Source organism: Massilia sp. YIM B02763 (assembly GCF_030412015.1).
GTDB lineage: Bacteria > Pseudomonadota > Gammaproteobacteria > Burkholderiales > Burkholderiaceae_D > Telluria.
Window position 1 is genome coordinate 736,716 of the sequence record NZ_JASNRD010000001.1, and the last position, 24,589, is coordinate 761,304.

The 24,589-nt window shown below is 66.1% G+C and carries 25 protein-coding genes; 4 read left to right on the top strand and 21 right to left on the bottom strand.

The genetic code is table 11. The features are described 5' to 3' along the window. Positions 1 to 75 precede the first annotated feature (75 nt). The 11 genes from QPK32_RS03140 to QPK32_RS03190 all read right to left on the bottom strand — a co-directional run bounded on the left by QPK32_RS03140 (position 76) and on the right by QPK32_RS03190 (position 8,478). On the bottom strand, positions 76 to 369 hold the full coding sequence (locus tag QPK32_RS03140; protein ID WP_290411304.1) for a sigma-E factor negative regulatory protein: 294 nt from the start codon (positions 367 to 369) through the stop codon (positions 76 to 78). Positions 370 to 500: 131 nt separating this feature from the next. After that, a complete protein-coding gene (gene rpoE / locus QPK32_RS03145; RefSeq protein WP_290411305.1) occupies positions 501 to 1,103 on the bottom strand; it encodes an RNA polymerase sigma factor RpoE in 603 nt (200 codons plus the stop codon). A 163-nt stretch (positions 1,104 to 1,266) separates the two neighbouring features. Continuing rightward, positions 1,267 to 1,755, bottom strand: a complete 489-nt coding sequence (locus QPK32_RS03150; RefSeq protein WP_290411306.1) for a protein YgfX — start codon at positions 1,753 to 1,755, stop codon at positions 1,267 to 1,269. Positions 1,756 to 1,879: 124 nt separating this feature from the next. After that, complete coding sequence (gene fabF, locus QPK32_RS03155; protein ID WP_290411307.1) at positions 1,880 to 3,124, bottom strand: beta-ketoacyl-ACP synthase II; 1,245 nt, start codon at positions 3,122 to 3,124, stop codon at positions 1,880 to 1,882. A gap of 25 nt (positions 3,125 to 3,149) precedes the next feature. Next, positions 3,150 to 3,389 (bottom strand): acyl carrier protein, encoded by a 240-nt coding sequence (acpP, locus tag QPK32_RS03160; protein WP_036168404.1) that lies wholly within the window; start codon positions 3,387 to 3,389, stop codon positions 3,150 to 3,152. Between the two features lie 177 nt (positions 3,390 to 3,566). After that, positions 3,567 to 4,304 carry a 3-oxoacyl-ACP reductase FabG gene (gene fabG, locus QPK32_RS03165; RefSeq protein WP_290411308.1) on the bottom strand — a complete coding sequence of 246 codons (738 nt, stop codon included), beginning with the start codon at positions 4,302 to 4,304 and terminating at the stop codon, positions 3,567 to 3,569. A 99-nt stretch (positions 4,305 to 4,403) separates the two neighbouring features. Then, on the bottom strand, positions 4,404 to 5,339 hold the full coding sequence (fabD, locus tag QPK32_RS03170; RefSeq protein ID WP_290411309.1) for an ACP S-malonyltransferase: 936 nt from the start codon (positions 5,337 to 5,339) through the stop codon (positions 4,404 to 4,406). An 18-nt stretch (positions 5,340 to 5,357) separates the two neighbouring features. After that, positions 5,358 to 6,344 carry a beta-ketoacyl-ACP synthase III gene (locus tag QPK32_RS03175; protein WP_290411310.1) on the bottom strand — a complete coding sequence of 329 codons (987 nt, stop codon included), beginning with the start codon at positions 6,342 to 6,344 and terminating at the stop codon, positions 5,358 to 5,360. Between the two features lie 3 nt (positions 6,345 to 6,347). Next, entirely contained in the window at positions 6,348 to 7,388 is a 1,041-nt protein-coding gene (gene plsX, locus QPK32_RS03180; RefSeq protein ID WP_290411311.1) for a phosphate acyltransferase PlsX, read from the bottom strand. Positions 7,389 to 7,595: 207 nt separating this feature from the next. After that, positions 7,596 to 7,778, bottom strand: a complete 183-nt coding sequence (rpmF, locus tag QPK32_RS03185) for a 50S ribosomal protein L32 (RefSeq protein ID WP_005666806.1) — start codon at positions 7,776 to 7,778, stop codon at positions 7,596 to 7,598. A gap of 202 nt (positions 7,779 to 7,980) precedes the next feature. Further along, on the bottom strand, positions 7,981 to 8,478 hold the full coding sequence (locus tag QPK32_RS03190; RefSeq protein WP_290411312.1) for a DUF177 domain-containing protein: 498 nt from the start codon (positions 8,476 to 8,478) through the stop codon (positions 7,981 to 7,983). 160 nt (positions 8,479 to 8,638) lie between these two features. Between QPK32_RS03190 and QPK32_RS03195 the strand changes: the two genes are divergently transcribed. Continuing rightward, positions 8,639 to 9,274 carry a Maf family nucleotide pyrophosphatase gene (locus QPK32_RS03195; RefSeq protein ID WP_290411313.1) on the top strand — a complete coding sequence of 212 codons (636 nt, stop codon included), beginning with the start codon at positions 8,639 to 8,641 and terminating at the stop codon, positions 9,272 to 9,274. Between the two features lie 12 nt (positions 9,275 to 9,286). After that, positions 9,287 to 10,036 (top strand): SAM-dependent methyltransferase, encoded by a 750-nt coding sequence (locus QPK32_RS03200; RefSeq protein WP_290411314.1) that lies wholly within the window; start codon positions 9,287 to 9,289, stop codon positions 10,034 to 10,036. A 237-nt stretch (positions 10,037 to 10,273) separates the two neighbouring features. Here QPK32_RS03200 and QPK32_RS03205 read toward each other — a convergent pair whose 3' ends face one another. The 3 genes from QPK32_RS03205 to aceA all read right to left on the bottom strand — a co-directional run bounded on the left by QPK32_RS03205 (position 10,274) and on the right by aceA (position 14,527). After that, positions 10,274 to 11,545 carry an EAL and HDOD domain-containing protein gene (locus QPK32_RS03205; RefSeq protein WP_290411315.1) on the bottom strand — a complete coding sequence of 424 codons (1,272 nt, stop codon included), beginning with the start codon at positions 11,543 to 11,545 and terminating at the stop codon, positions 10,274 to 10,276. A gap of 174 nt (positions 11,546 to 11,719) precedes the next feature. Next, positions 11,720 to 12,964, bottom strand: coding sequence for a 23S rRNA (adenine(2030)-N(6))-methyltransferase RlmJ (gene rlmJ / locus QPK32_RS03210; protein WP_290411316.1), 1,245 nt, complete (start codon positions 12,962 to 12,964; stop codon positions 11,720 to 11,722). A 264-nt stretch (positions 12,965 to 13,228) separates the two neighbouring features. After that, a complete protein-coding gene (gene aceA, locus QPK32_RS03215; RefSeq protein ID WP_290411317.1) occupies positions 13,229 to 14,527 on the bottom strand; it encodes an isocitrate lyase in 1,299 nt (432 codons plus the stop codon). Positions 14,528 to 14,978: 451 nt separating this feature from the next. Here aceA and QPK32_RS03220 point away from each other — a divergent pair, with 451 nt between their 5' ends. Further along, entirely contained in the window at positions 14,979 to 15,431 is a 453-nt protein-coding gene (locus QPK32_RS03220; protein ID WP_290411318.1) for a PEP-CTERM sorting domain-containing protein, read from the top strand. Here QPK32_RS03220 and QPK32_RS03225 read toward each other — a convergent pair. The 7 genes from QPK32_RS03225 to QPK32_RS03255 form a co-directional block, all read right to left on the bottom strand. Further along, positions 15,405 to 15,800 (bottom strand): VOC family protein, encoded by a 396-nt coding sequence (locus QPK32_RS03225; protein WP_290411319.1) that lies wholly within the window; start codon positions 15,798 to 15,800, stop codon positions 15,405 to 15,407. The genes QPK32_RS03220 and QPK32_RS03225 overlap by 27 nt on opposite strands. A gap of 282 nt (positions 15,801 to 16,082) precedes the next feature. Next, a complete protein-coding gene (gene clpB, locus QPK32_RS03230; protein WP_290411320.1) occupies positions 16,083 to 18,695 on the bottom strand; it encodes an ATP-dependent chaperone ClpB in 2,613 nt (870 codons plus the stop codon). Between the two features lie 264 nt (positions 18,696 to 18,959). After that, positions 18,960 to 19,388, bottom strand: a complete 429-nt coding sequence (gene yiaA, locus QPK32_RS03235) for an inner membrane protein YiaA (protein WP_290411321.1) — start codon at positions 19,386 to 19,388, stop codon at positions 18,960 to 18,962. An 81-nt stretch (positions 19,389 to 19,469) separates the two neighbouring features. Continuing rightward, positions 19,470 to 19,865, bottom strand: a complete 396-nt coding sequence (gene crcB / locus QPK32_RS03240; protein ID WP_290411322.1) for a fluoride efflux transporter CrcB — start codon at positions 19,863 to 19,865, stop codon at positions 19,470 to 19,472. 1 nt (position 19,866) lies between these two features. Next, positions 19,867 to 20,322 (bottom strand): molybdopterin synthase catalytic subunit MoaE, encoded by a 456-nt coding sequence (gene moaE / locus QPK32_RS03245; RefSeq protein WP_290411323.1) that lies wholly within the window; start codon positions 20,320 to 20,322, stop codon positions 19,867 to 19,869. Further along, positions 20,319 to 23,036, bottom strand: coding sequence for a DUF349 domain-containing protein (locus tag QPK32_RS03250; RefSeq protein WP_290411324.1), 2,718 nt, complete (start codon positions 23,034 to 23,036; stop codon positions 20,319 to 20,321). The genes moaE and QPK32_RS03250 overlap by 4 nt, the downstream gene beginning before the upstream one ends. 110 nt (positions 23,037 to 23,146) lie before the next feature. After that, complete coding sequence (locus QPK32_RS03255; protein ID WP_290411325.1) at positions 23,147 to 23,776, bottom strand: hemerythrin domain-containing protein; 630 nt, start codon at positions 23,774 to 23,776, stop codon at positions 23,147 to 23,149. A gap of 246 nt (positions 23,777 to 24,022) precedes the next feature. On the opposite strand from QPK32_RS03255, the gene QPK32_RS03260 reads away from it, so the two are divergent. Continuing rightward, the gene (locus QPK32_RS03260; protein WP_290411326.1) at positions 24,023 to 24,583 is read left to right on the top strand and encodes an HlyD family efflux transporter periplasmic adaptor subunit; all 561 of its coding nucleotides are present in this window, start codon (positions 24,023 to 24,025) and stop codon (positions 24,581 to 24,583) included. Positions 24,584 to 24,589 lie beyond the last annotated feature (6 nt).

The window sequence follows — 24,589 nt, forward strand, 5'->3', positions numbered from 1 at the left end:
AACGGGCACGGACGAGGACGCAGCGGAGGAGGCGCAACGGGGGCGGCGCGACCGCGGCCGGGTGGCGGACAGTGCCTAGCGCGGTCCGGCCGCGACGGCGGCGCTGGCAGCCGTTTCGTCCACGGCGCCGTTGCGCTTGCCCGGCAGCGCTTCCTCGGCCAGGCGCGCGGCCAGCCGGGCGGCAAAGCCGGGCGACAACTCGGGGCCGCCGTATTCGCGCAAGGCGTCGCCGATCAGGTGGTTGCGCCGCCAGGCCGCGTCGCCGGCCGGCGTGCCCAGCGCGGCCATCGCCAGTTCGATGTCGGCCTCGGGCAGCGCCCCGTCCATCAGGGCGGAGATGAGTTCGCGGTTTTTCTTGTTCGTGTCCATCGGTATGCTCGTCGGTGGTGATCCTTCGGAAAGCCGCTGCCGGCTGGCGGCTGCACGATGCAGGTCCGTGTCGGGCGCTCCCCTTTGTCTGCAGTATCGATCATCGCTACTTGGAGCCTCTCTCGAGGCTCCTACCGACGTTTGTCAGCCGAGATGTCGAGCAAGGGCCTCAACTTGTCGGCAATGACTTCGCGCGCCCGGAATATCCTGCTTCGCACCGTACCGATTGGACACGCCATCACTTCGGAGATTTCCTCGTAGCTTAAGCCTTCAATTTCACGCAAGACAATTGCTGTCCTCAACTCCAGCGGTAGCGCCTCCATCGCGGCATTCACGGTGTAGGCGATCTGCTTGCTGGCTAAAACGGACTCTGGCGTATTAATGTCGCGCAGACTGTCCGCGTCGTCAAATCCTTCGGCACGTTCGGCGTCGGCTTCGGTCGAGGTCGGAGCCCGCCTGCCTTGGGTGACGAGAAAGTTTTTTGCCGTGTTGATACCGATACGATACAACCAGGTGTAGAACGCCGAGTCGCCACGGAAGTGCCGCAGTGCGCGGAAGGCCTTGATGAAGGTCTCCTGCACCACGTCTTCCGCCTCGGCAGGATCGTGCACGAGGCGCGATACCAGCCGCATCAGGCGGCGCTGGTATTTCGCCACCAGCAGGTCGAACGCCCGGCGATCGCCAGCCTGGACGCGCTCAACCAGCAGTTGATCACACTCGCGTTCGGTCGTCACTGAACATTGCCCCGTTGGCTGCGGCGTCCTGGCGCGCTTGACGGCCTCCCCACGGCGGCATTACATCGTCGTTCCGGACCGGCGTGCCGTCCTCGACGATGGGCCTTGCCCCGGGGCGTTGGTCAAGCGCTCTTGTTAAGAAAGATAGTCCGCTGCAATAAGTTCATCGTGGTGTTTCGTATTCCGTCTCCGCGCACCGTCCGGCGGCCGCCAGCGCCACCGCGAGCGCGCGCCAGGTCTCGCCATCGACGGCATCGCGCCAGATGTGCAGCACATGCGTGCGCGGCCGGGCACCCGGCGCCGGCACGCGCCAGCGCAGCAGCATCAGCAGCGGCCACACGACCGAGCCGGGCAGCAGACGGGCTGCCGGGGTGTCGTTACATGACGGCGCATGCAGCACCTGTTGTACCGTCACGCGTAGTTCGCCGGTTCCAGAAATATCAATCCGGTGCGTCTTAGGACGGCGGGCGGCGGCCGCCAGCAGGACCGCCGCGGCGAGCAGCAGCGCAGCCGCGAGGACGGGCGCGGCGCGCACCTGCGCGCTCGCGTGCGCCACCGTGCAGGCGGCGGCCAGCTGGGCCAGGCCGGCGCCCGCGAGCACGAGGCGGAAGGCGCGCGAAGGCCTGACGAGCGCGGAAACGGCGATCGACATGGGTGTACCGGGTTGGTGGAAGCGGGGGGCACGTAGCGGAACCCCGAAAGAGGCTTGAAAAGACAAACGCCCATTCCCTTTGACAGGAATGGGCGCCAATAAGTTCGACTCTGAGGGTCGAAACTTAGATTTTCGCGAACACCAGGGTACCGTTGGTACCGCCGAAGCCGAACGAGTTCTTCACCGCGTAATCGATCTTCATGTCACGCGCCGTGTTGGCGCAGAAGTCCAGGTCGCACTCGGGATCCTGGTTGAAGATGTTGATCGTCGGCGGCGAGACCTGGTTGTGGATCGCCAGCACGGTGAACACCGATTCCAGGCCGCCCGCGCCGCCCAGCAGGTGGCCGGTCATCGACTTGGTCGAGTTGACGACGATGTGCTTCGCGTGGTCGCCGAAGGTGCGCTTGATGCCTTTCACTTCCGCCACGTCGCCCACCGGGGTCGAGGTGCCGTGCGCGTTCACGTACTGTACCTGGTCGGGGTTGATGCCGGCGTATTGCATGGCCGAGACCATGCAGCGCGAGGCGCCGCTGCCGTCTTCGAGCGGTGCGGTGATGTGGTTGGCGTCCGCGCTCATGCCGAAGCCGACGACTTCCGCATAGATCTTGGCGCCGCGCGCCTTGGCGTGTTCGTATTCCTCGAGCACCATGACGCCGGCACCCTCGCCCAGCACGAAGCCGTCGCGGTCGCGGTCCCACGGACGCGAAGCGGTCGACGGATCGTCGTTGCGGGCCGACAGCGCGCGCGCCGAGGCGAAGCCGCCCAGGCCCAGCGGCGACACGGTCGATTCCGCGCCGCCGGCGATCATCACGTCGGCGTCGCCGTATTCGATCAGGCGCGCAGCCGAACCGATGCAATGCAGGCCGGTGGTGCAGGCGGTGACGATCGCCAGGTTCGGGCCGCGCAGGCCGAACTTGATCGACAGGTCACCCGAGATCATGTTGATGATCGAGGCCGGGACGAAGAACGGCGAGATGCGGCGCGGGCCGCGGCTGTCGTACTCCGCCTTGGTGTCTTCGATCATCGGCAGTCCGCCGATGCCCGAGCCCACCATCACGCCGATGCGGTCGGCATTTTCCTCGGTGACGACGAGGCCGGAATCCTGCAACGCCTGGATACCCGCGGCCATGCCGAAATGGATGAACGTATCCATGTGGCGGCCTTCCTTGCCGGGCAGGTATTCCTCGACGTTGAAGTTCTTCACTTCGCCCGCGAAACGGGTCGAAAACGACGATGCGTCGAACTTGGTAATGTTGGCAATGCCCGACTTGCCCGCCAGTGCTGCTTCCCACGCGTCGGCAATGGTATTGCCGATCGGGGAGATGCAACCCAGGCCGGTAACGACGACACGACGGTTGCGTGAACTCAAGCGTTTCTCCTGAAGTCCTGAATGCTTAGGCCTTGACGTGCGCCTGGGCGTACTCGATGGCCTGACGAACGGTGGTGATCTTCTCGGCTTGCTCGTCCGGGATCTCCATTTCGAATTCGTCTTCCAGTGCCATCACCAGTTCAACGGTGTCCAGGGAGTCTGCGCCGAGGTCGTCAACGAACGAGGAATCGATTTTGATGTCAGCTTCGGCAACACCCAGTTGCTCAGCGACGATTTTTTTAACGCGTTGTTCGATATCCGACATGTTATGGCTCCATTAGGTATGTGTTGCGGAAAGTGCGCGCATTTTATCAGGGTTTGCGCGTTGAAAAACTATTTTCAGCGTCTGACGCTAAATCGTTTGAAACTACTGCCAACTGCTGAGAATTGTACTTGAAAGGAGCCAACCGCCACCGGCAAAGTCGCTCCTTCCAGCCTCTTTTTAGTTCATGTACATGCCGCCGTTGACGTGCAGCTCGCTGCCCGTGATATAGGCGGCTTGCGGGCCCGCCAGGAAGGCGACGGCGTGGGCGATGTCTTCCGGCTGGCCCAGGCGGCCCAGCGGGATCTGCGTCAGCAGCGCCTCGTGCTGGCCTTCGCCCAGCGCCTTGGTCATGTCGGTGTCGATGAAGCCCGGCGCCACGCAGTTGACGGTGATGTTGCGGCTGCCGATCTCGCGCGCCAGCGCGCGGGTCATGCCGGCCACGCCGGCCTTGGCGGCGGCATAGTTCATCTGGCCCGGGTTGCCGGCCGCGCCGACCACCGAGGTGATGTTGATGATGCGGCCGGCCTTGGCCTTCATCATGCCGCGCAGCACGGCGCGCGACAGGCGGCCGACGGCGGTCAGGTTGGTGGCGATCACGTTGTCCCACTCCTCGTCCTTCATGCGCATCGCCAGCTGGTCCTGGGTGATGCCGGCATTGTTGACGAGGATGCCGATGGTGCCGACGTCCTTGGTGATGGCGTCGATGACCGACGCGCACTGGGCCGCGTCGGTGACATTCAGCACCATGCCCTTGCCGCCGAACTCGGCGAGGTATTCACCGATGGCGGCGGCGCCGCTTTCGGTGGTGGCGGTGCCGACCACCTTGGCGCCCTGGCGGGCCAGTTCAAGGGCGATGGCCTTGCCGATGCCGCGCGAGGCGCCGGTGACGAGGGCAACTTGGTTTTGCAGGTTCATGCTGTTCCTTCTTCTATTCTTGGTAGGGTGGGCACCCCGTGCCCACCAGGCACCGACGTGCCGCATACAGATGGTGGGCACGTGGTGCCCACCCTACGCTCAAGCCTGGACCGTGGCCAGCAAGCGCTCCAGCGCGGCCTGGTCGACCAGCGCCTCGCCGACCAGCACCGGATCGATACGCTTGGCCATGCCGATCAGCGTCTTGCTCGGCGCGCATTCGATGACCGAGGTCACGCCGTCCGCCGCCATTTTCTGCATGGTCTCGACCCAGCGGACCGGACCGGCAGCCTGGCGCACCAGCGCGTCCTTGATCGCGGCCGGATCGTTCAGGATAGCCACGTCGACGTTGTTGATCAAGTCGATCTGCGGCGCACGGAAGGTCAGGTCGGCCATATAGTCGCGCAGGCGGTCCGACGCGGGCTTGAGCAGCGACGAATGGAACGGGGCCGACACGGCCAGCTTCATGGCGCGCTTGGCGCCCTTGGCCTTGGCGATCTCGCAGGCGCGCTCGACGGCGGCGGTATGGCCGGCGATGACGATCTGGGTCGGTTCGTTGAAGTTGACGGCTTCGACAACGTCACCCTGGGCTGCCTCGGCGCACACGGCCTTCACGTCCTCGGCCGGCAGGCCCAGGATCACGGCCATGCCGCCCTGCCCCACGGGCACGGCATCCTGCATCGATTGCGCGCGGAAGCGCACCAGCGGCACGGCGTCCTTGAAGTCGATCACGCCCGCGGCCACCAGGGCCGAGTACTCGCCGAGGCTGTGGCCGGCGACGACGGCCGGCTTGGGACCGCCGGCGGCGATCCAGGCGCGGTACACGGCCACGGCAGCGGTCAGCATCACGGGCTGGGTGTTCGTGGTCAGGTCCAGCGCTTCCTTCGGGCCTTCGGCGATCATCTTGCCGATGTCCAGGCCCAGGGCGTCCGATGCCTCGGCGACGGTCTGCTCGACGACGGAGTTGCCGGCGAAGCCGTTCAGCATGCCGACGGATTGCGCGCCCTGGCCAGTGAAGAGGAATGCGAATTTGCTCATATCAGGATCTTTCTTTTATTACATACGCACGAGGACGGCGCCCCAGGTGAAACCGCCGCCCACGCCTTCCATCATGACATTCTGGCCCGGCTGGATGCGGCCGTCGCGCACCGCGACGTCCAGCGCCAACGGGATCGAGGCGGCCGAGGTATTGCCGTGCTCGTCGACGGTCACGACCATCTTCTCGAGCGGCAAGCCGAGCTTTTTCGCCGTGCCGCTCATGATGCGCAGGTTGGCCTGGTGCGGGATCAGCCAGTCGATCTCGGACGCCGGCATGCCGGCCGCGTCGAGCGCCTCATTGGCCACTTTTTCCAGCACGGACACGGCCAGCTTGAACACGGCGGGGCCGTCCATGTACAGGAATTTCTGGCTCGACAGCGCGGCGTGCGAAGGATTCGCCGGGCCGCACAGGATGTCTCCATGGCTGCCGTCCGCGTGCAGCTTGGTGGCCAGCACGCCCGGTTCCTGCGAGGCGGTCAGGACGATGGCGCCGGCGCCGTCGCCGAACAGCACGCAGGTGCTGCGGTCGTTGAAGTCGAGGATGCGCGAGAACACCTCGGTGCCGATCACCAGCACGTTTTTCGCGTTGCCGGCCTTGATGAAGGCATCGGCGGTCGACATGGCGTAGACGAAGCCGCTGCAGACGGCGCCGATGTCGAAGGCGGCGCTGCCGTTGCGCATGCCCAGCTTGTTCTGCACGATGCAGGCGGTGCTGGGGAAGCTGCCGAAGAAGTCCGGGCTCGCCGTGGCGACGATCACCATGTCGATCTGTTCCGGCGCCAGGTTCGCCGCCTCGAGCGCCTTGCGGGCCGCGTTGACGGCCAGGTCGGAGGCGTTCTCGTCCGCCGCCGCGTAATGGCGCGCGGAGATGCCGCTGCGGGTCACGATCCACTCGTCCGAGGTCTCGATGCCCTTGGCGGCGAGCTCGGCCGCCAGGTCGTGGTTGGTGACGCGCTTGGCGGGCAGGTAGCTGCCGGTGCCGATAATTTTGCTGTACAAAGTCATTGCTTAACCCTGCTTGATGGTTGAGCCTGGCGCTTCCGTGTCAGGTGTACTGGGGAGCATTTCCGCAATCAAGTGCGACAGTTGCTCTTGCACATTATATTTCGCCGCATCGAAAGCGCGGCGGATCGCCCATTCGTACGCATACGCATTGGCGCCGCCATGGCTCTTGAAGACCAGGCCCTTCAGGCCCAACAGGCCGGCGCCGTTATAGCTTTCCGGATTCAATTTCTTGAGCGATTTACGGGCCAGCAGCGCGCCCAGCTTGGACATCGTCGTTTCCAGCAGCGTCGCCTTGAAGAAGCGCGACAGGCCCTCGATGGCCTTGAGCGTGACGTTGCCCACGAAGCCGTCGCACACGACCACGTCGACGGTGCCCTTGAAGATATCGTTGCCTTCGACGTTGCCGTGGAAATTCAGCACGCCGCGCGCATGGTCTTCGCGCAGCAGGTTGGCCGTCGCCTTGATGACTTCGGTACCCTTGATTTCCTCGGTGCCGACGTTGAGCAGGCCGATGCTGGGACGGCGATGTTCCATCGCCTCGAACAGCACGGCGCCCATGATGGCGAACTGGTGCAGGTGGTGCGGCTCGCAGTCGACGTTCGCGCCCAGGTCGAGCATATAGGTCGGACCGCCCTTCTGGTTCGGCAGGATCGAGCAGATGGCGGGACGGTCGACGTCGGCCATGGTCTTGAGCACGTAGCGCGAGATCGCCATCAGGGCGCCGGTATTGCCGGCCGAGACGCAGACGTCGGCGCCGCCTTCCTTGACGAGTTCGATCGCCACGCGCATCGACGAATCCTTCTTGCGGCGCAGCGCCACTTCGACGGGATCGTCCATGGCCACCACGTCGGATGCGTGCTTGACGGACAGGCGCGGATTGTCGGCCGCGTGATGTTTCTTGAGTTCAGCACGGACCTGGTCTTCCAGGCCCACGAGGATCAGTTCGGCCTCGGGTTCGTGCTTGAGGAATGCCAGGGCTGCCGGAATGGTCACAGAGGGACCATGGTCGCCGCCCATGCAGTCGATGGAAATTTTAATTGTCATTTGTCGGAATGAACCGCGGGCTCACGGTCGGCCGGCGGTAGCGTATCCGCGGCGCGCGGCAAGGAGCCGGGCCGGGTAGGCGGAATGGAAAATGACGGTGCGCGCGGCGTCATGCACGCCTGCGGCACGGGAAATGCCAAATAAAAAGCGGCGCCACGCATTGACATACGTTGCACCGCTTTCATGGAACAAAACGCAAGACGTCGATTACTCGTCGTTCTTGGTCTTGAGCACTTTGCGACCACGGTAGAAGCCGTTCGGGCTGATGTGGTGACGCAGGTGGGTTTCGCCGGTGGTCGGCTCGACTGCCAGGTTCGGGGCGGTCAGGAAATCGTGCGAACGGTGCATGCCGCGCTTCGACGGGGACTTCTTATTCTGTTGAACTGCCATGATGACTCCTAAACATAAGTTCTAAAATTCTAACACATTCGACTTGCAATGACATGCGCATCGAGTATCCCAGCGGCAATAACCTATTGCCGTTATTGCCGACATGTTGAACGCAGCCTTCATACTCGAGTTGCACGCGTTTGACACGTCGTTGATGCAAGACAGGCGTTACGGCGCCCACCTTGCAAATCCTATCTACTGCTTATTCTGACTTGAGGCTCTTCAGTGCCGCGAACGGCGATACCTTCTCGGACTTCACGGAGTCCACCAGCGTGGTATCGGGGCACACCTCGTGTTTCGGTGCCTGCGGCAGCGCCAGCAGGGCTTCATCTTCCAGCAATTCGCGGATGTCCATGGCATGGGTGCCGACGATCACGTCGATGCTCTCGTCGTCGAGGATTTCCTCGATCTCGTCCGCTTCCTCGTCGTCCTTGCCCAGCACCAGCACGGTCGACGAATCGAGCTCGTGGCCGAACGGCTGCAGGCAGCGCTGGCATACCAGCTGCACGGTCCCGGAGACGGACAGCGTCATCATCGGATATCCCTGGCGGGTCTGGCCGCCCTGGATGGACCAGGAAATCGTGCCGGACGCATCCGCGCAATCGGCTGCCAGGCGGGGCATTTCCGCGACCGGCGTGACACCTTCACGACGGCCATTGTTCCGGCAAAACTCGAAGGCGTCGATGACAAAAGCGCTCATTTGGAAAAACTTCCCCGGAAAACCTGCGATAATAACAGGCTTATCCCCGGGCAGTCAAAGAATCCGTGCTTTTTTCGGGCTTCCCATCCACGAACGTGGCTGACGCCCATCGAGCTGCCCAACGTGCTGCTCATTTTGCAGCTATCTATCTGTTTTGCTTATGAATATTGGACAGGCCGACATCATACCAAGTTCCGCGCAGCCTGGCACATCTTTGCGCCTGATTCTTGCTTCCAGCTCGGCTTACCGGCGCGAATTGCTGGGCCGCCTGCGCCTGCCCTTCGAAGCGATCGCCCCGCACGTCGACGAGACGCCGCTGCCCGGCGAAGCGCCCGAGGCGACGGCCCTGCGCCTGGCGCGCGACAAGGCGCACGCCATCGCCCGCCTGCACCCGGGCGCGCTCGTGATCGGTTCGGACCAGGTCGCCACGCTGGACGGCGCGCAGATCGGCAAGCCCGGCGACCATGCGCGCGCCCTGGCGCAACTGCAAACAATGCGCGGCCGCCGCGTCGTGTTCCATACCGCCCTGTGCCTGTGGGACGGCCGCACCGATACCTTCGAGCTCGACAACGTCCAGGTCTTCGTCGACTTCCGCGACTTGCCGGACGCCGAACTGGATGCCTATCTGCGCATCGAACAACCCTACGACTGCGCCGGCAGCGCCAAGAACGAAGGCCTCGGCATCGCCTTGCTCGAACGCATCGACAGCAGCGACCCGACGGCCCTCACCGGCCTGCCCCTGATCGCCCTGACGGGCATGCTGCGCCGCGCCGGCGTGGCCTTTTTCGCCGATTGATTGTTTACTTACATGCCCGGTACCCTCTACCTGATCCCGAACACGCTCGGCCCGACCGAAGCGACCCCGCACGCGCTGTCGCACATCCTGCCCGAACAGGTGCAGGACATCGCCAGCAAGCTCGATTACTTCGTCGCCGAAAACGCCAAGACGGCGCGCGCCTTCCTGAAACTGGTCGGCATCGGCCATCCGCTCGCCAAGCCGCTGCAGGAAATCCAGATCGCCGAACTGAACGTGAACACCCCGGCGCAGGCATTGACTGCCCTGCTGGCGCCGCTGCTCGAAGGCCGCGACGCCGGCCTGGTCTCGGAGGCGGGCGTGCCGGCCGTGGCCGATCCGGGCGCCGACCTGGTACGCCTGGCCCACCAGCACGGCATCGCCGTACGCCCCCTCGTGGGACCGTCGTCGCTGCTGCTGGCCGTCATGGCAAGCGGCCTGAACGGCCAGAGCTTCGCCTTCAACGGCTACCTGCCGACCGATGCGGCCCAGCGCAGCAAGCGCATCGTCCAGCTGGAGCAGCGCTCGCGCAGCGAAAAGCAGACGCAATTGCTGATCGAAACGCCCTACCGCAACGGCGCGATGCTGGAAGCCATCGTCGCCGCCTGCCAGCCCGGCACCCTGGTCTGCGTCGCGACGGACCTGTCGCTGCCGACCGAATCCGTACGCACGCTGACGGCTGCCAAGTGGAAAGCACAGCTCGCAGCCGGCAAGGCCCCGGACTTCCACAAGAAACCGACCGTCTTCCTGTTCCTGGCCCAATAAATTCGGGGTCAGAGCACATTTTTCACCAAATTCGGGGTCAGAGCACTTTTTTGATCAATTGATCCAACCCACTCCCAGCGCGGCCGAGCTCGTCGCTTAGAGAAAAATAAAACCGGGGTCAGAGCCGGGGTCAGAGCCCGGTTTTTGGAAAGAGACAGGGGTCAATTGCCACAAAATGTGCTCTGACCCCGAATTTGCAGCTTAATGTGCTCTGACCCCGAATTTTCGGGGTGGGAATCAGCGGATTTCTTCGCCTAGCTCGCGCACCCAGCCGAAGGCGGCCAGTTCGATTTCGCGGATCTGCTTGGCCGACAGGCCCAGGCGGTCCAGCGCCGCCGCGAGGGCGCGGTTGCATTGGGCGCCTTCGAGTTCCTCGGCCACGCCCAGCATCGCGCCGTAGTCGCCCTCGCGGTGCAGGAGGGCGGCGCGCACTTCGGGGGAGACGTCGACGCGCGCCAAAATCTCTTCCATCGGCAGCGAGAACAGCGCATCCATCAGCGACATGATGCCGACCGTGAACGCGGCATTGGCGCCGGCCGTGTCGCCCGGGCGCAGCGTCAGCGTCATCAGTTCGAGCAGGCGGCCGCGCGTCGTCGCCAGCTGCAGCAGCGGCGAATTCAGCTCGACGTTGCCGTCCGGACCGCTGTACAGCAGGATCTGGATCCAGCGCTGCAGCTGGCTGCGGCCGAGCTGCTCGAGCGCCTGCGAGATCGATTCGATGCGGCCGCCGCTGCCGCCGAGATGGCTGTTGACGAGGCGCAGCAGGTTCAGGCTCAGCAGCGGGTCGCGCTTGACGGCTTCCTCGATCGCGTCGTTGCCGGCATTCGCATTGATCAGCTCGATCATGCGCAGCAGCACCATCTCGGAGGGGGTGATCTTCTTGCCCGACAGGATGGCGGGGCGGGCGAAATAGTATCCCTGGAAATATTCGAAGCCGAGTTCCAGGCACAGCTGGAATTCCTCGACCGTCTCGACCTTCTCGGCCAGCAGCTTGCGGCCGGGACTGCGCAGCGAGCGCGCCAGCGCGGCCAGCTCGTCCTGGCTGACGCCCTGCAGGTCCACCTTGATCACGTCGACGAAATCGATCAGCTTGCTAACCAGCTCGGAATGGCCTATAACATCGTCGAGTGCGAATTTGAAACCGAGCTCTTTCAATTCCTTGACGCGCGCCAGCACACCTTCGGTGGGACGCACGGTTTCGAGGATTTCGAGGATGACCTTATTGGGAGGCAAGAATCGAACGAAGTCGCTCATCAACACCACTTCGTCGACATTGACGAAGGCAACCTGCTCTCCGACCACCTGTTTCATGCCCAGCTGCGAGGCGTGGGAAATCACGGCGGCGGTGGCAGCGGCATAATCGGTCAGTTGCGCGTCCTCGTGCTCCGGGGCGGCGCGGAACAATAGCTCGAACGCCACCAGCTTCTGGTCGCGCCCGAGTATCGGCTGACGCGCCAGAAAAAATTCATCGGACGGCATGGACGAGACTGCCGTTGCTACCGCATGCATGCAAAACTCCTGGAATGACGTGGCACGCACCATGCGCGCCCGGTCCGGACTCGCCGGAACTCGGGGCTGACTATACTACAGACGGGCAGTCTTTACATTTCGACATCGTATCAAATCGTTTCAGCGCACCCGTTCCGGCTACGTGAACAACGATATCGGGCGGCGCCGTCCCGCTCAAGGACGGCCCGGGCCATTGCGCTTGGCCGGACGGCGCGGCGCCTCACCCGTTGCCGCCAGGCGCACTCCCGGGCGTGCTCCAGACGGCGCCGACGCCGGGCGGCCTTCGCTCTCGCGCGCCTGACCGGAGCGTGCTTCGCCGCTGCGTGCCTGACCCGGGCGTGCCTGGCCCGGACGTCCCTGCCCCGCGCCAGCCTTTCCCGTGCTTCCCTGGCCCGGCCGCGCATCCGCCGCCGGACGCTGGCCGGCCCGGCGCGGCGCCTCGGCCTTCCGATCCTGCCCCTCCTGCCCTTCCGCCGCGCGGCCGCGCGGGCCGTCGCCGAAGGCCTGGCCCGGCAGGCGCAGGCTGCCCTTGCCCGACAGCGGACTGGCGCGGCGCGCATTGCCGACCGGCTGGCGGCCGCCGCTGCGTTCGGCGCCGGCCAGGCCCGGCATGGCGCCCGTCACCTGGGTGCCCGTCTCGATGCGGAAGGTCGCGCCCTTGTCCGTGCCCAGCACCTTCACCAGGTAGGGCAGCGTCTCGCGCAGCGCCGCTTCCAGCGTGTAGGGCGGGTTCAGGATGAACATGCCGCTGCTGTGCATGCCGGTGCCGTCCGGGCCCGGCGTGGACACGGTCAGCGTCACGTGCAGCCACTCCTTGGCCGGCAGCCGCTTCAGGCGGTCGGGGAACTGGCGCGATTCCATGCGCTGCAGCACCGGATACCAGACCGCGTACATGCCCGACGGGAAGCGGCCCAGCGCGTCTTCCAGCGCATCGCGCACGTGCTTGTAGTCCAGCTTGACCTCGTACGGCGGGTCGACCAGCACCAGCGCGCGGCGCGACGGCGGCGGCAGCAGCGCCTTCAGGCTCTGGAAGCCGTCCGCGTACTCGACGATGACGCGCTTGCCGCGCGGCCGCTCGCCCTGCTCGGCCTTGTGCGCTTCCAGCTTGCGGAAATTCTCGGCCAGCAGGCGGATGTCGGCGGGGTGCAGTTCGAACAGGCGCAGGCGGTCCTGGGCGCGCGCCACCTGCTCGGCCACGTAGGGCGAGCCCGGATAAAAGCGCAGGCGGCCAGCGGGGTTCATCTTGCGCACCAGCTCGACGTATTCGGCCAGCGCCGGCGGCAGGTCGTCGCGCTCCCACAGGCGCGCGATGCCGCCTTCGGACTCCCCGCTCTTGACGGCCTGGGCGCTGTCCAGCGCATACACGCCGACGCCGGAATGGGTGTCGATATAGGTGTAGGCCGCATCCTTCTGGTTCATGTATTGATGCAACTGAACCTGAATAAAGTGCTTCAGGACATCGGCGTGGTTACCCGCGTGGAAGGCGTGGCGGTAGCTGAACATAGGGATTCCAATCGTGATCGCATGCCGTCCCGGGGTAGAACATGGGGCGGCGAAACCGCAATTATCCCATCAAGACAGGCCCTTCGACGAATTCCCCGGCAATAAAAAAGCCGCGGCGCACTCGCGGGCGCCGCGGCCGGCCGTCTCGCGACGGCCCGGAGGAAGCCGATTCGACCTTCTTCAGGCGACCTTCTTCTCGTCGAAGAACTGCTCGTCCTCGGTCGAGCCGTGCAGCGCCGTGGTCGAGCTCTGGCCCTGCTGGATCGCCTGGGTGACGGCATCGAAGTAGCCCGTACCCACTTCGCGCTGGTGCTTGACGGCCGTGAAGCCCTTGTCGGCGGCGGCGAATTCCGCTTCCTGCATCTCGACGAAGGCCGACATGCCGGTGCGCGCATAACCGTGGGCCAGGTTGAACATGCTGTAGTTCAGCGCATGGAAGCCGGCCAGCGTGATGAACTGGAATTTGTAGCCCATCGCGCCCAGCTCCCGCTGGAACTTGGCGATGGTGGCATCGTCCAGGTTCTTCTTCCAGTTGAACGAGGGCGAGCAGTTATACGCCAGCATCTTGCCCGGGAACTTGTCGTGGATCGCCTCGGCGAAGCGCTTGGCGAAGGCCAGGTCCGGCTTGCCCGTCTCGCACCACACGAGGTCGGCATATGGCGCATACGCCAGTCCGCGGGAAATCGCCTGCTCGATGCCCGGCTTGACGCGGAAGAAGCCTTCCACCGTACGCTCGCCCGTGCAGAACGGCTTGTCGTTGGCGTCGACGTCCGAGGTCAGCAAATCCGCCGCCTCGGCATCCGTGCGGGCGATGACGAGCGTGGGCGTGCCCATCACGTCGGCCGCCAGGCGCGCCGCCGTCAGCTTCTCGACCGCCTCGCGCGTCGGCACCAGCACCTTGCCACCCATGTGGCCGCATTTCTTGACGGATGCCAGCTGGTCCTCGAAGTGGACGCCGGCCGCGCCCGCCTCGATCATCGACTTCATCAGCTCGTAGGCGTTCAGCACGCCGCCGAAGCCCGCTTCGGCATCGGCCACGATCGGAGCGAAGTAATCGATGTCGTCCTTGCCTTCGGACCACTGGATCTGGTCGGCACGCTGGAAGGTATTGTTGATGCGCTTGACGACCATGGGCACCGAATTGGCCGGATACAGCGACTGGTCCGGATACATCTCGCCGGCCAGGTTGGCGTCGCCCGCCACCTGCCAGCCGGACAGGTAGATGGCCTTCAGGCCGGCTTTCACCTGCTGCATCGCCTGGTTGCCCGTCAGCGCACCCAGCGCATTCACATAGGGTTCGCTATTGACGAGGTCCCACAGTTTCTCGGCGCCGCGGCGCGCCAGCGTGTGTTCGATCTGGACCGAACCGCGCAGGCGCACGACGTCCTCGGCCGTGTAGTTGCGGACCACGCCCTGCCAGCGCGGTTCATTGTTCCAGGCTTGCTGCAGGGCGGCGATTTGCTGTTCACGAGTTGCCATGGTGTTCTCCCGATAATGGTTGAAAGGTGGTGAATAGAAAGCGGCTGTTGAGAACATCTTAGGCCTTTCGCAAGCGTGCACCACACTCTTATATAAGACACAGGAGTATTTTTATTCCCTGAATAATCAATCACTTGTGATTACAATTTCATGATGCGGCATCGGGTTTCTTCAAATGGGAAAACGCCGCCGATGTCCGCCACAGTGCTTTCCACATCTGTGAACCGCTTTTCACGATACGAAAAAACTTGGTGGGAATGCATGCTGCGCTGCGGCGATGGCCGAACGAGTGGCAAGCGGGTGTAACACGACTGTTACGGATGCTGTGTTAGCCATTTAACAGAAGCAGTGCAGCAAAGCGCCTTAGGCTGAGCGTGCATGACTCATCCGTTTCAAAGCCGGCCCGCTCGCAGGACGCGAGGGGCCGGACCCATCCGTTCAGGAGATTCCCATGAGCCATCCGCCCCATGTCATACGGAACGCGGGACCGAAGGCAGTACTGCTGGCCATCCTGATGGCGGCCGGCACCGGCGCGTTTGCCGCGACGCCGCAGGAGGGCGCCGTCGAGCTGGCCCCCGCCCGCGGCACCGCATTTAGCGATGCGCTGGTACCGGCATCCGGCGAGCCCCTGCTCGCACAGGCCGGCGACACCCACGATGCCTGCCCGGACGGGCCGTGCGTCGAACAGGACCAGGCCGGCACGTCCGGCATGGTCGCCGCCGCCGATACGCGCGCCGCGGCGACGCCCTCCCCGGCCGCCGCGCCGGTCCGTGCCGGCGTCGGCGGCAAGCCGGCCGGCATCGGCTCCGTGCCGGAACCACAGACCTATGCGATGCTGTGCGGCGGCCTGGGCTTGCTCGGCATCGGCGCCAGGACGTCACGCCGCCGGCGCCAGTCCAAATGACGCGCGGTACTGCTCGGCCGCGTCCTCGCGCGTATTGATCTCGACGAGCACGCCGCCGGGAATCTCGCAAAAGAAGCGCGAACCGCGCACCGCCTTGATCAGTCCCGTACGCATCCTCACCCCTGCTTCCTTGAACTCCGCGTACAGGCGCGCGACGTCACCAGCCGTCGGCAATTCGAAGCCGATGTGGAAATTGTGCGGCCAGTCGACGGCACGGCCCGTCGCATCCTCGATCACGATATCGAAGTCGTGGCGCTTGACGACGGCGCTGGTATCGAAGGGCGTGACAGTGCAGCCGAGATGGCGTTCGAAGAAGCCGGCCGTGGCCGCGACGTCGAGCGAAGGAAAGCTGATGTGATTGAGTTTCATCGTGTGATTGACGGAAGACATTTACTGAAGCTCCAAGAAGTTGAAACTGGAGCCATGTCACACGATGCAAGCGGTTCGGAAACGCAAGCGCCCCCGGACTCGCCCGCACGCGCGGCATGGTCCAATGGGCGTTGGTTGACGTAAACGCTTACGGCTGTCGGGAGACAGCGGGATAGATATTAAACACGTAATCTTGCCAATGCAAGAAAAACCGTCGTCCCCGCGCAGGCGTGATAGTGCCCCCGGCACTATCACGCCTGCGCGGGGACGACGTCTACTACATCACTTCGCCAGGTCGACCGCAGCCGTCTCCCCTTCGAACACCAGCTGCCCGCCCCGCGTATCGACGCGGATCGTGTCCTTGGGTCCGAAGCGGCCCGCCAGGATTTCCTTCGACAGCGGATTCTCGATCTGCTGCTGGATCGCGCGCTTGAGCGGACGGGCGCCGTACACCGGGTCGAAGCCCGCTTCCGCGATCTTCTGCAGCGCGGCGTCGGACAGCTCCAGGTGCATCTCCATCTTCTCCAGGCGCTGCTCCAGGCCGCGCAGCTGGATCTTGGCGATCGAGCCGATGTTCTTCTCGTCGAGCGCGTGGAACACGACGATCTCGTCGATCCGGTTGATGAACTCGGGGCGGAAGTGGCCGCGCACCTCGGCCATCACGGCCAGCTTGACGACTTCCGGCTCGTCGCTGTCCATCGACTGGATCTTGTGCGAACCCAGGTTCGAGGTCATGACGATCACGGTGTTCTTGAAGTCGACCGTGCGGCCCTGGCCATCCGTCATGCGGCCGTCGTCCAGCACCTGCAGCAGCACGTTGAACACGTCCGGGTGCGCCTTCTCGATCTCGTCGAGCAGGATCACGCTGTACGGCTTGCGGCGCACGGCTTCCGTCAGGTAGCCGCCCTCCTCGTAGCCGACATAGCCCGGCGGCGCACCGATCAGGCGGGCCACGGAATGCTTTTCCATGAACTCGCTCATGTCGATGCGGATCAGGGATTCCTCCGTATCGAACAGGAAGTTCGCCAGCGCCTTGCACAGCTCGGTCTTGCCCACGCCCGTCGGGCCCAGGAACATGAAGGAGCCGTACGGACGGTTCGGGTCGGACAGGCCGGCGCGCGAACGGCGAATCGCGTCGGACACGGCGACGATCGCCTCGTCCTGGCCCACCACGCGCTCATGCAGCTTCTCCTCGATGTGCAGCAGCTTGTCGCGCTCGCCCTGCATCATGCGCGCCACCGGAATGCCGGTCGCCCGCGACACCACTTCCGCGATCTCCTCGGCGCCGACCTGGGTGCGCAGCAGGCGCGGCTTGCCGCCCGTCTGCTCGGCCGTGGTCGCTTCCTCGGCGTCCTTCAACTGCTTTTCCAGCTCCGGCAGGCGGCCGTACTGCAGCTCCGAGACACGCTGCCAGTTGCTCTGGCGCTTGGCCTCGTCCATCTGCAGGCGGATGCGCTCGATCTCTTCCTTGATGTGGGTCGTGCCCTGCACGCCCGCCTTCTCGGCCTTGAGGATTTCCTCGTAGTCGTTGTACTCGCGTTCCAGGCGCGCGATCTCCTCGTTGATCAGCTCCAGTCGACGCTGCGAGGCTTCGTCGGTTTCCTTCTTGACGGCTTCGCGCTCGATCTTCAGCTGGATCAGGCGGCGGTCCAGGCGGTCCATCACTTCCGGCTTGGAGTCGATCTCGATCTTGATCTTGGCCGCGGCCTCGTCGATCAGGTCGATCGCCTTGTCCGGCAGGAAGCGGTCCGTGATGTAGCGGTGCGAGAGCTCGGCCGCGGCGATGATCGCGGGGTCGGTGATCTCGACCTTGTGGTGCAGCTCGTACTTTTCCTGCAGGCCGCGCAGGATGGCGATGGTCGCCTCCACGCTCGGCTCGTCGACGAGGATCTTCTGGAAGCGGCGCTCCAGCGCGGCATCCTTCTCCACGTACTTGCGGTACTCGTCCAGCGTGGTCGCGCCGACGCAGTGCAGCTCGCCGCGCGCCAGCGCCGGTTTCAGCATATTGCCCGCGTCCATCGCGCCTTCGGCCTTGCCGGCGCCGACCATCGTGTGGATCTCGTCGATGAAGACGATGGTCTGGCCTTCGTCCTGCGCCAGTTCCTTCAGCACGGATTTCAGGCGTTCCTCGAACTCGCCGCGGAACTTGGCGCCGGCCAGCAGGGCCGCCATGTCGAGCGACAGCACGCGCTTGCCCTTCAGGGAGTCCGGCACCTCGTTGTTGACGATGCGCTGGGCCAGGCCTTCGACGATGGCCGTCTTGCCCACGCCCGGTTCGCCGATCAGCACGGGATTGTTCTTGCTGCGGCGCTGCAGCACCTGGATCGCGCGGCGGATCTCGTCGTCGCGGCCGATCACGGGGTCGAGCTTGCCCTGGCGGGCACGCTCCGTCAGGTCGAGCGTGTATTTCTTCAGCGCCTCGCGCTGGCCTTCGGCATCCTGGGAATTCACGGACTCGCCGCCGCGCACGGCCGAGATGGCCGATTCCAGCGATTTGCGGGCGAGGCCGTGTTCGCGCGCCAGGCGGCCCGCGTCCGACTTGTCCTCGGTCAGCGCCAGCAGCACCATCTCGCTGGACAGGAACTGGTCGCCGCGCTTCTGCGACTCGCGGTCGGCCAGGTTCAGCAGGGAGACGAGTTCGCGTCCGACCTGCACGTCGCCGCCGTTGCCGGAGACTTTCGGCAGGCGCTCGAACGCGCTTTTCAGCGCATTCTGCAGGCCGCCGACGTTCACGCCGGCCCGCTGCAGCAGCGAGCGGGCGCCCCCGTCGTCCTGGTTCAGCAGCGCGCCGAGCAGGTGGACAGGTTCGATGTACTGGTTTTCATTGCCGACGGCCAGGCTCTGGGCATCCGAGAGCGCTTCCTGGAGCTTGGTCGTCAATTTGTCTTGCCGCATATGTTTGCCCCTAGCTTGTTAGGTTGGTATTCAGGATGGAACCAATCTAAGGATGACGTATCGGCTTTTCAAGATACGAAATTGCCATGAGCAAAGTGTCGCTGCCGGCTCGCATACAGGTGGCATCCCCATGAACGCAGACCATCATACGCGCCGATGGCGGCGCGCGAACGCGCCGTTTGGACAGGTCACAAAGACAAACCACACGCCGGAAACGGCCTGATCCGGACGGTCAGGCCCTGGCGCGTTGCCGCGCCCTGCGGATCAAGCCTGGGGCGCAAGCGGCGCCCGGCCAGCAATGGCGGCCAGGTCGCGCACGTTCTTCTGGACGGCGACGATGGCGAACAGCGTCAATACGAAGGACATGCCGTAGAAGCCTTTTTCGCTCGGCAGCAACGCCGCATTCCAGAGTCCCACGGCCAGCAGGAGCACGGACGCCGCCAGCGATACCCAGCACAGGTTCAGGTACATGCCCGTGACCGCCTGGCCCTCGGCGCGGTCGCGCAGGGTCTTCTGCAGCGACACCGCGGCAAAGCAGCCATACAGCAGAATCGTCAGGTAGTAACCCTTTTCGTTGAGCTGCATCTGGGCGTTCCACAAGCCGATCAGGAAGGCGGCCACGCCGGCGATCATGGATGCCCAGGACGCGCCGACGAAAGCGGCGCTGGGGCGGGTGACAGTGTGCTGGTTCATGCGGTTCTCCGGTCAAAGAAAATTAGACTTTGCCAGATTGCAATAGCCGCGCCTTGCGCGCAAGCGAAGGGCACGCCAGTATCAGGCCATGGCACGCCAGGTAGCGAAACCCGCGATGCAGAACGCGATCGAGCCGACCAGGTGCAGGCCGGAGTGCGCCAGCGCCCAGCCGTACTCGCCACGCTGGAGCAGCACCATCGCCTCGCCGGAAAAGCTGGAAAACGTGGTCAGCCCGCCCAGGAAACCGGTGATGGCGAACAGGCGCCAGGCCGGATTCAGCGCCGCGTGGTCGCCGAAGAAGCCGAGCGCGAGACCGATCAGGTAGCCGCCGGCGAGATTGACGGTCAGCGTGCCGAGCTGGATAAAAGGGTGCAACTGGGCGAACAGCACGGACAGCGCCCAGCGCAGCCAGGCGCCCAGGGCGGCACCCACGCCTACCACGAGCCAGGCGAGGGGCGAATTCAGCGCGCTACCCAATTCAACGCGCCCACTTGGCCTTGGCCGCGTCGTCGGTGACGCGGGCGTCGACCCAGCGCGCGCCGTTCGGGGTCTGTTCCTTCTTCCAGAACGGGGCGTCGGTCTTGAGGTAGTCCATGATGAACTCGCAGGCGGCGAAGGCTTCGCCGCGGTGCGCCGCGCTGCAGGCCACCAGCACGATCTGGTCCAGCGGCGCCATCGGCCCGATGCGGTGGATGACGAGCGCGCCGTACAGCGGCCAGCGCGCGCGCGCCTGCTCGACGATGTCCTCGAGCGAGCGCTCGGTCATGCCGGGATAGTGTTCCAGCTCCAGCTCGGCGACCTGGTCGCCGTCGTTCATGTCGCGCACCGTGCCGACGAAACTCACCACCGCGCCGATGCGCGGGTCGCCCGCGCGCAGGCGCGCGATTTCGGCGCCCAGGTCGAAATCCTCGGCCTGCACCCTTACTTCGATCATGCCATCTCCTTTGCCAGGCGCACCGACAACTGGTCGATGCGCGATGCCGTGCGCGCGTCCATCAGGGCCGGCAACGCATACAGCGCGCGCAGGCGGGCGGCGGCATCGCCGTCCTTGCCCGCCCCCTTGCCGCCACGCTGTCCGTTGGCGGCGCCATTGCCCCCGCCCAGCGAGGATTGCAGCACCTCGACCTGCAGCTTGAGGCGCTCGCGCGCGAATTCCGGGCCGCTGTCGATGCCGGCGCCGATCTCCAGGCGCAGCAGGTCGTGCAGCAGCGTCTCGCGGTTGCGGGCCAGCAGGTCCGCGTGGGCGCCGCGCGCCGCCGCATCGCCGTCCAGCGCGCGCAGCGCGGCGTCGAAACGGGTGCGCAGCGCGGCATCCAGCGCCGCGTCCAGGGCCGGCAAGGCGCGCCAGCGCCCTTCCCAGTCCTGGCCTTCCGCAGGGGCGCTGCCGGACGCGACGGCCTGCTCGAGCTCCTGCACGAGGCGCAGCTTGTCACGCAGCTTGCCCGCCTGGGCCACGCCGGCGGCGCGGCGCGCCTGGTCCAGCCCGTGCTGCACGGCGGCCACGGCCGCGTGGTAGCGCTTCTCGACGCGCGCTTCGTGGGCGCGCGGCACCGGGCCGATCGCCTGCCATTCGGCCTGGGCATCGCGCAGCAGCTTGCCGGCCGTGGCCGGGGTGACGTCGGCGGCGGCCGCTTCCAGGCGCGCGCTGATCGCTTCCTTGGCGGCTTCGTGGGCGCGGCGCTCGATGTCGGCTTCGTGCATGCTTTCCTTGCGGCGCTGGAACACGTCGTCGCAGACGGCACGGAAGCGCTGCCACAGCGCCTGCTCGGCCTTGCGCTCCAGCGGCAGCGCACGCGCATGCTCCTGCCAGCGCGCCTGCAGCGCGCGCATGGCGTCCAGCGCGTGGCGATCGTGCGGGTCGATCGCGGCCGCTTCCTCGATGATGCGCTCGCGTTCCCCCATCTCGTCCTTGCGCTGCGCTTCCAGCGGCGCCTGCAGCACGTTCAGGGCCTCGGAGAACAGGCCGTCCAGGCGCTTCTTTTCCTTGCGGTCGATGGCGCCCAGGTGGCTCCACGCCAGGCGCAGGCGCTGAACCGCGCTCGCCAGGTGCTTCCAGTCGGTGCCGCCTTCCTGCAGGCGGGCGACCTCGGCATTCGCTTCATCGACCAGCGCCCGGCCGCGCGCCGCGTTCGCGTGGCGCTCGTCGGCCAGGTGGCGGAAGTGGGCGGCGGCCGGCGCATAGGCGGCCGTGCAGGCGGCGTCGAAGCGCTCCCACAGGCTTTTCGGCGCGGCGCCGGACAGGCTGTCGAGGGCCTTCCAGCGGTCGCGCATGCTGCCGACCTTCTTGGCCAGCTCGGCCATCGCCAGGTTCTGCGTGGGCAGCGCCTCGACGCTCTTGATGAGTTCCTCGCGCGAGACGTTGCCGCCCCAGCGCGCCCAGTCGGACAGGCGCTTCAGTTCGGCGCGCACGTGGGCCAGGCGGTCCGATTGCGCGGGCGTCAGGCGCATGCCCTTGTCCTTCGCTTCCTTCAGGGTCTTGTCCAGCTCGGCGGCCGTGCCCAGCGATCCCTGTTGCAACGCGGCTTCCATCGCCTCCATCGTGTCGATGAAGTGCTGGTCGGCGCCGCGCGGCTTGATGCGTTCCTGGCCGGCCGCCGCCGCTTGGGCCGCATCCTTCGCCGGCTTGTGCTCGCGCGGCTCCTTCGGCTTGCGGCCTTCCGGCTGCGGCAGCGACGCCAGCAGCGCATCGAAACGGCGCTGCAATTCGGCGCCCTGCTCGTCCTGCGCCAACGCCGGCAACGCCTTCCATTCGCGCCGCAGGGCATCCGCGTTCAACTCGGCCACGGGCCTGGCGCCCTGGGCGTCGAGGAAGGCGGCGCGCGCCGCGGCGGCGGCCTGTCCCGCTTCCAGCGCCTGCAGGCTGGCCAGCAGCTTCTGCTGCTCCACGCCGAATTCCGTCACCAGGCCACGCGGCAGCGAGGCATGCTCGGGCGCCTGCAGCGCCAGCGCCTGCTCCTGGGCCAGCACCTCGATGCGGCCGGCCAGCTCGGCGGCGGGCAGGTTCTCCGCGCCCAGGCGGCGCAATGCGGCCAGGCGGTCGATCATGGCGCGCTGCAGCTGCACCTGCGCTTCCAGGCGCGCGGCCAGCGCGGCGCGCACGGCCTGGAAATCGTCCTGCAGCTCGGGCGCGGAAATGACGGACCATTCGCGGTCCAGTTCGGCCACGTGGTTCGGGGTCAGCAGTGCATCGGCCTGCAGCGCGCGGGCATGCTCGAGCGCGGCTTCGCCGCGGCGGTGCTCGGCCTGGCGGTGGCGGTGGGCATCGAGGCGCCCCTGCATCAGCTTGGCGACGCGGCGGTCGGTATTGCGCATCGCCGTATGGACGCGCTCGACCAGGGCCGGACTATGGACGAATTCGGCGGCGGCGAGCCGCAGTTCGGAAAATTCGCATTGCAGGATGAATTCCACCGCGGCGGCCTCGTCGCCGCCGATCCGGCTCAATCGCTCGGCTTGCAGGGCGCGCTGGGACGCGTGCGCCCCGTCCGGCCCCGCGGCAGGCGTTTTGGCAGGCGCGGCCGATTTCCCGGCGGCCGGTGCGCCCGCGGCCGGCGCTCCGCGCTCCTGCCCGGCCGGCTTGTCGCCGGACTTGTCTCCGGGTTTGCCGCCGGGTTTGCCACCATTCGGCCGCTTGAATAGGAACTCGAACATGATGAAATCGCACTTCCAAAATCGCCATCATAACAAAGAACCCTGATGGCTTCGCGCCGCCGGACTGGCGCGTGCGACCGGCCCGCTTGCCCGGGACGCCGGCGCGATCATCAATGCATGAGCAGGACCGACTGGCGGCGCTCCTCCCGGTGCTCGAGCCGCCGCTCCTCCGCCATGCGCCCGATCATCGCCGCGCCGGGCGGATCGATGGCGGAACGCCGCTGGCGCGGCGCCGTGCGCCGTTCCTGGGCATAGGCGTCGTGGGCCAGCATCTGGTTGGCGATGGCGAACCAGGCATCGCGCCCGACCCGGCTGCGCGCCAGCGGGAACAATTCATGCTCTTCGCGTTCCAGGCGGTGGCGCAGGGCCGCCACGCAGCGCTCCACGGCGGCCTGGAACGGGGCGCGCTGGACCGCCCGCCCGCCGGCGCCGATGCAGGCCTCGGCCGCGGCCATCGCCTCGGCCGCGTGCATGCTCAATTGCTCGAGTTCGCGCAGCAGGCCGTCGGCCGCTTCGGTGCAGCGCCGCAGCGCCGGTACGAGGAATTTGTCCAGCTTGCGCCAGTGGCAATCGTCGTAGATGCGGCGTAACGCGCCGCACAGCTGGGCAGCCCGGCCGGCGGCCAGGGTGGCGAAATCGCCGGGCAACGCATACAGGTCGTCCAGCAGCGATTGCAGTGCGCTACGTGCCGTCGTTTGCTCGACGGACAAGGCAACGAGGGTGTAAGTCGACGTCAGCATTCGGTCTCCACGAGTCTTTTCGCCATATCGGATCCCGGCCGCGAATAATGCGGCACGGAAACCTGGACGGGAAGGTTGATGGCCAGGCCTGCGGGAATATGTCGTTGTCGTCGGCCCGAAAGGTTTTAGTGTAAGGAGGCAGGGCGGGCGTCGTTTGATCTATAACAAACCGTAACGGATGGCCAGCAGAGGGATCCCCCGTGCTAATGTGGCGCGTTCCGGTCCCTGCCCGCCTCCGCCGTCTCGATGAAACGCACGTCTGCCACCGCCCTCCTGCTTCTGCCTACCCTGCTGCTGGCCGCCTGCAGCCCGCGCCCCGGACCGGCCGACGGGTATGCCGCCTATGCGGAGGCGGAGGCGGTGCCCTTCGCCAGCGTCGAGGCCGGCCGCGTCGAGCGCGTCTACGTCCAGCGCGGGGAGCGCGTGGCCGCCGGGGCGCCCCTGTTCGCCCTCGCCGGCCAGGAAGTGCGCACGGCGCCGGACGACGTCGAGGTGGCCGAGGTGATGGTGCGCGCCGGCGACACGGTGGCCGCCGCCCAGCCCGTGCTGAGCCTGCTCGCCCAGCGCCAGCTGCGCGCCCGTTTCTACGTGCCGCGCGAGCGCCTGGACGCGCTGGCGCCGGGCCGTGCCGTCGTGCTGGCCTGCGACGGCTGCGGCGACGGCCTGCCGGCCCGGGTCAGCTTCGTCGCCCACCGGCCGGAACCGGACCGCCCCGGCCCCGTGTTCCTCGTCGAGGCGCAGCCGGACGCGGCATCGTCGGGATTGCGGGCCGGCCAGCCGCTGACCGTCAGGCTGGCCGGCGGCTGAGCTGGA

What these genes read in the sequence shown, in the direction of transcription:
- rpmF (WP_005666806.1), bottom strand. Translation starts at nt 7,778, where the DNA reads ATGGCAGTTCAACAGAATAAGAAGTCCCCGTCGAAGCGCGGCATGCAC.
- fabD (WP_290411309.1), bottom strand. Translation starts at nt 5,339, where the DNA reads ATGAGCAAATTCGCATTCCTCTTCACTGGCCAGGGCGCGCAATCCGTC.
- QPK32_RS03195 (WP_290411313.1), top strand. Translation starts at nt 8,639, where the DNA reads ATGAATATTGGACAGGCCGACATCATACCAAGTTCCGCGCAGCCTGGC.
- aceA (WP_290411317.1), bottom strand. Translation starts at nt 14,527, where the DNA reads ATGGCAACTCGTGAACAGCAAATCGCCGCCCTGCAGCAAGCCTGGAAC.
- fabG (WP_290411308.1), bottom strand. Translation starts at nt 4,304, where the DNA reads ATGAACCTGCAAAACCAAGTTGCCCTCGTCACCGGCGCCTCGCGCGGC.
- QPK32_RS03250 (WP_290411324.1), bottom strand. Translation starts at nt 23,036, where the DNA reads ATGTTCGAGTTCCTATTCAAGCGGCCGAATGGTGGCAAACCCGGCGGC.
- QPK32_RS03220 (WP_290411318.1), top strand. Translation starts at nt 14,979, where the DNA reads ATGAGCCATCCGCCCCATGTCATACGGAACGCGGGACCGAAGGCAGTA.
- rlmJ (WP_290411316.1), bottom strand. Translation starts at nt 12,964, where the DNA reads ATGAACCAGAAGGATGCGGCCTACACCTATATCGACACCCATTCCGGC.
- QPK32_RS03175 (WP_290411310.1), bottom strand. Translation starts at nt 6,344, where the DNA reads ATGACTTTGTACAGCAAAATTATCGGCACCGGCAGCTACCTGCCCGCC.
- QPK32_RS03140 (WP_290411304.1), bottom strand. Translation starts at nt 369, where the DNA reads ATGGACACGAACAAGAAAAACCGCGAACTCATCTCCGCCCTGATGGAC.
- moaE (WP_290411323.1), bottom strand. Translation starts at nt 20,322, where the DNA reads ATGATCGAAGTAAGGGTGCAGGCCGAGGATTTCGACCTGGGCGCCGAA.
- QPK32_RS03260 (WP_290411326.1), top strand. Translation starts at nt 24,023, where the DNA reads ATGAAACGCACGTCTGCCACCGCCCTCCTGCTTCTGCCTACCCTGCTG.
- clpB (WP_290411320.1), bottom strand. Translation starts at nt 18,695, where the DNA reads ATGCGGCAAGACAAATTGACGACCAAGCTCCAGGAAGCGCTCTCGGAT.
- QPK32_RS03255 (WP_290411325.1), bottom strand. Translation starts at nt 23,776, where the DNA reads ATGCTGACGTCGACTTACACCCTCGTTGCCTTGTCCGTCGAGCAAACG.
- QPK32_RS03200 (WP_290411314.1), top strand. Translation starts at nt 9,287, where the DNA reads ATGCCCGGTACCCTCTACCTGATCCCGAACACGCTCGGCCCGACCGAA.
- acpP (WP_036168404.1), bottom strand. Translation starts at nt 3,389, where the DNA reads ATGTCGGATATCGAACAACGCGTTAAAAAAATCGTCGCTGAGCAACTG.
- QPK32_RS03225 (WP_290411319.1), bottom strand. Translation starts at nt 15,800, where the DNA reads ATGAAACTCAATCACATCAGCTTTCCTTCGCTCGACGTCGCGGCCACG.
- QPK32_RS03150 (WP_290411306.1), bottom strand. Translation starts at nt 1,755, where the DNA reads ATGTCGATCGCCGTTTCCGCGCTCGTCAGGCCTTCGCGCGCCTTCCGC.
- QPK32_RS03190 (WP_290411312.1), bottom strand. Translation starts at nt 8,478, where the DNA reads ATGAGCGCTTTTGTCATCGACGCCTTCGAGTTTTGCCGGAACAATGGC.
- QPK32_RS03205 (WP_290411315.1), bottom strand. Translation starts at nt 11,545, where the DNA reads ATGCATGCGGTAGCAACGGCAGTCTCGTCCATGCCGTCCGATGAATTT.
- plsX (WP_290411311.1), bottom strand. Translation starts at nt 7,388, where the DNA reads ATGACAATTAAAATTTCCATCGACTGCATGGGCGGCGACCATGGTCCC.
- yiaA (WP_290411321.1), bottom strand. Translation starts at nt 19,388, where the DNA reads ATGAACCAGCACACTGTCACCCGCCCCAGCGCCGCTTTCGTCGGCGCG.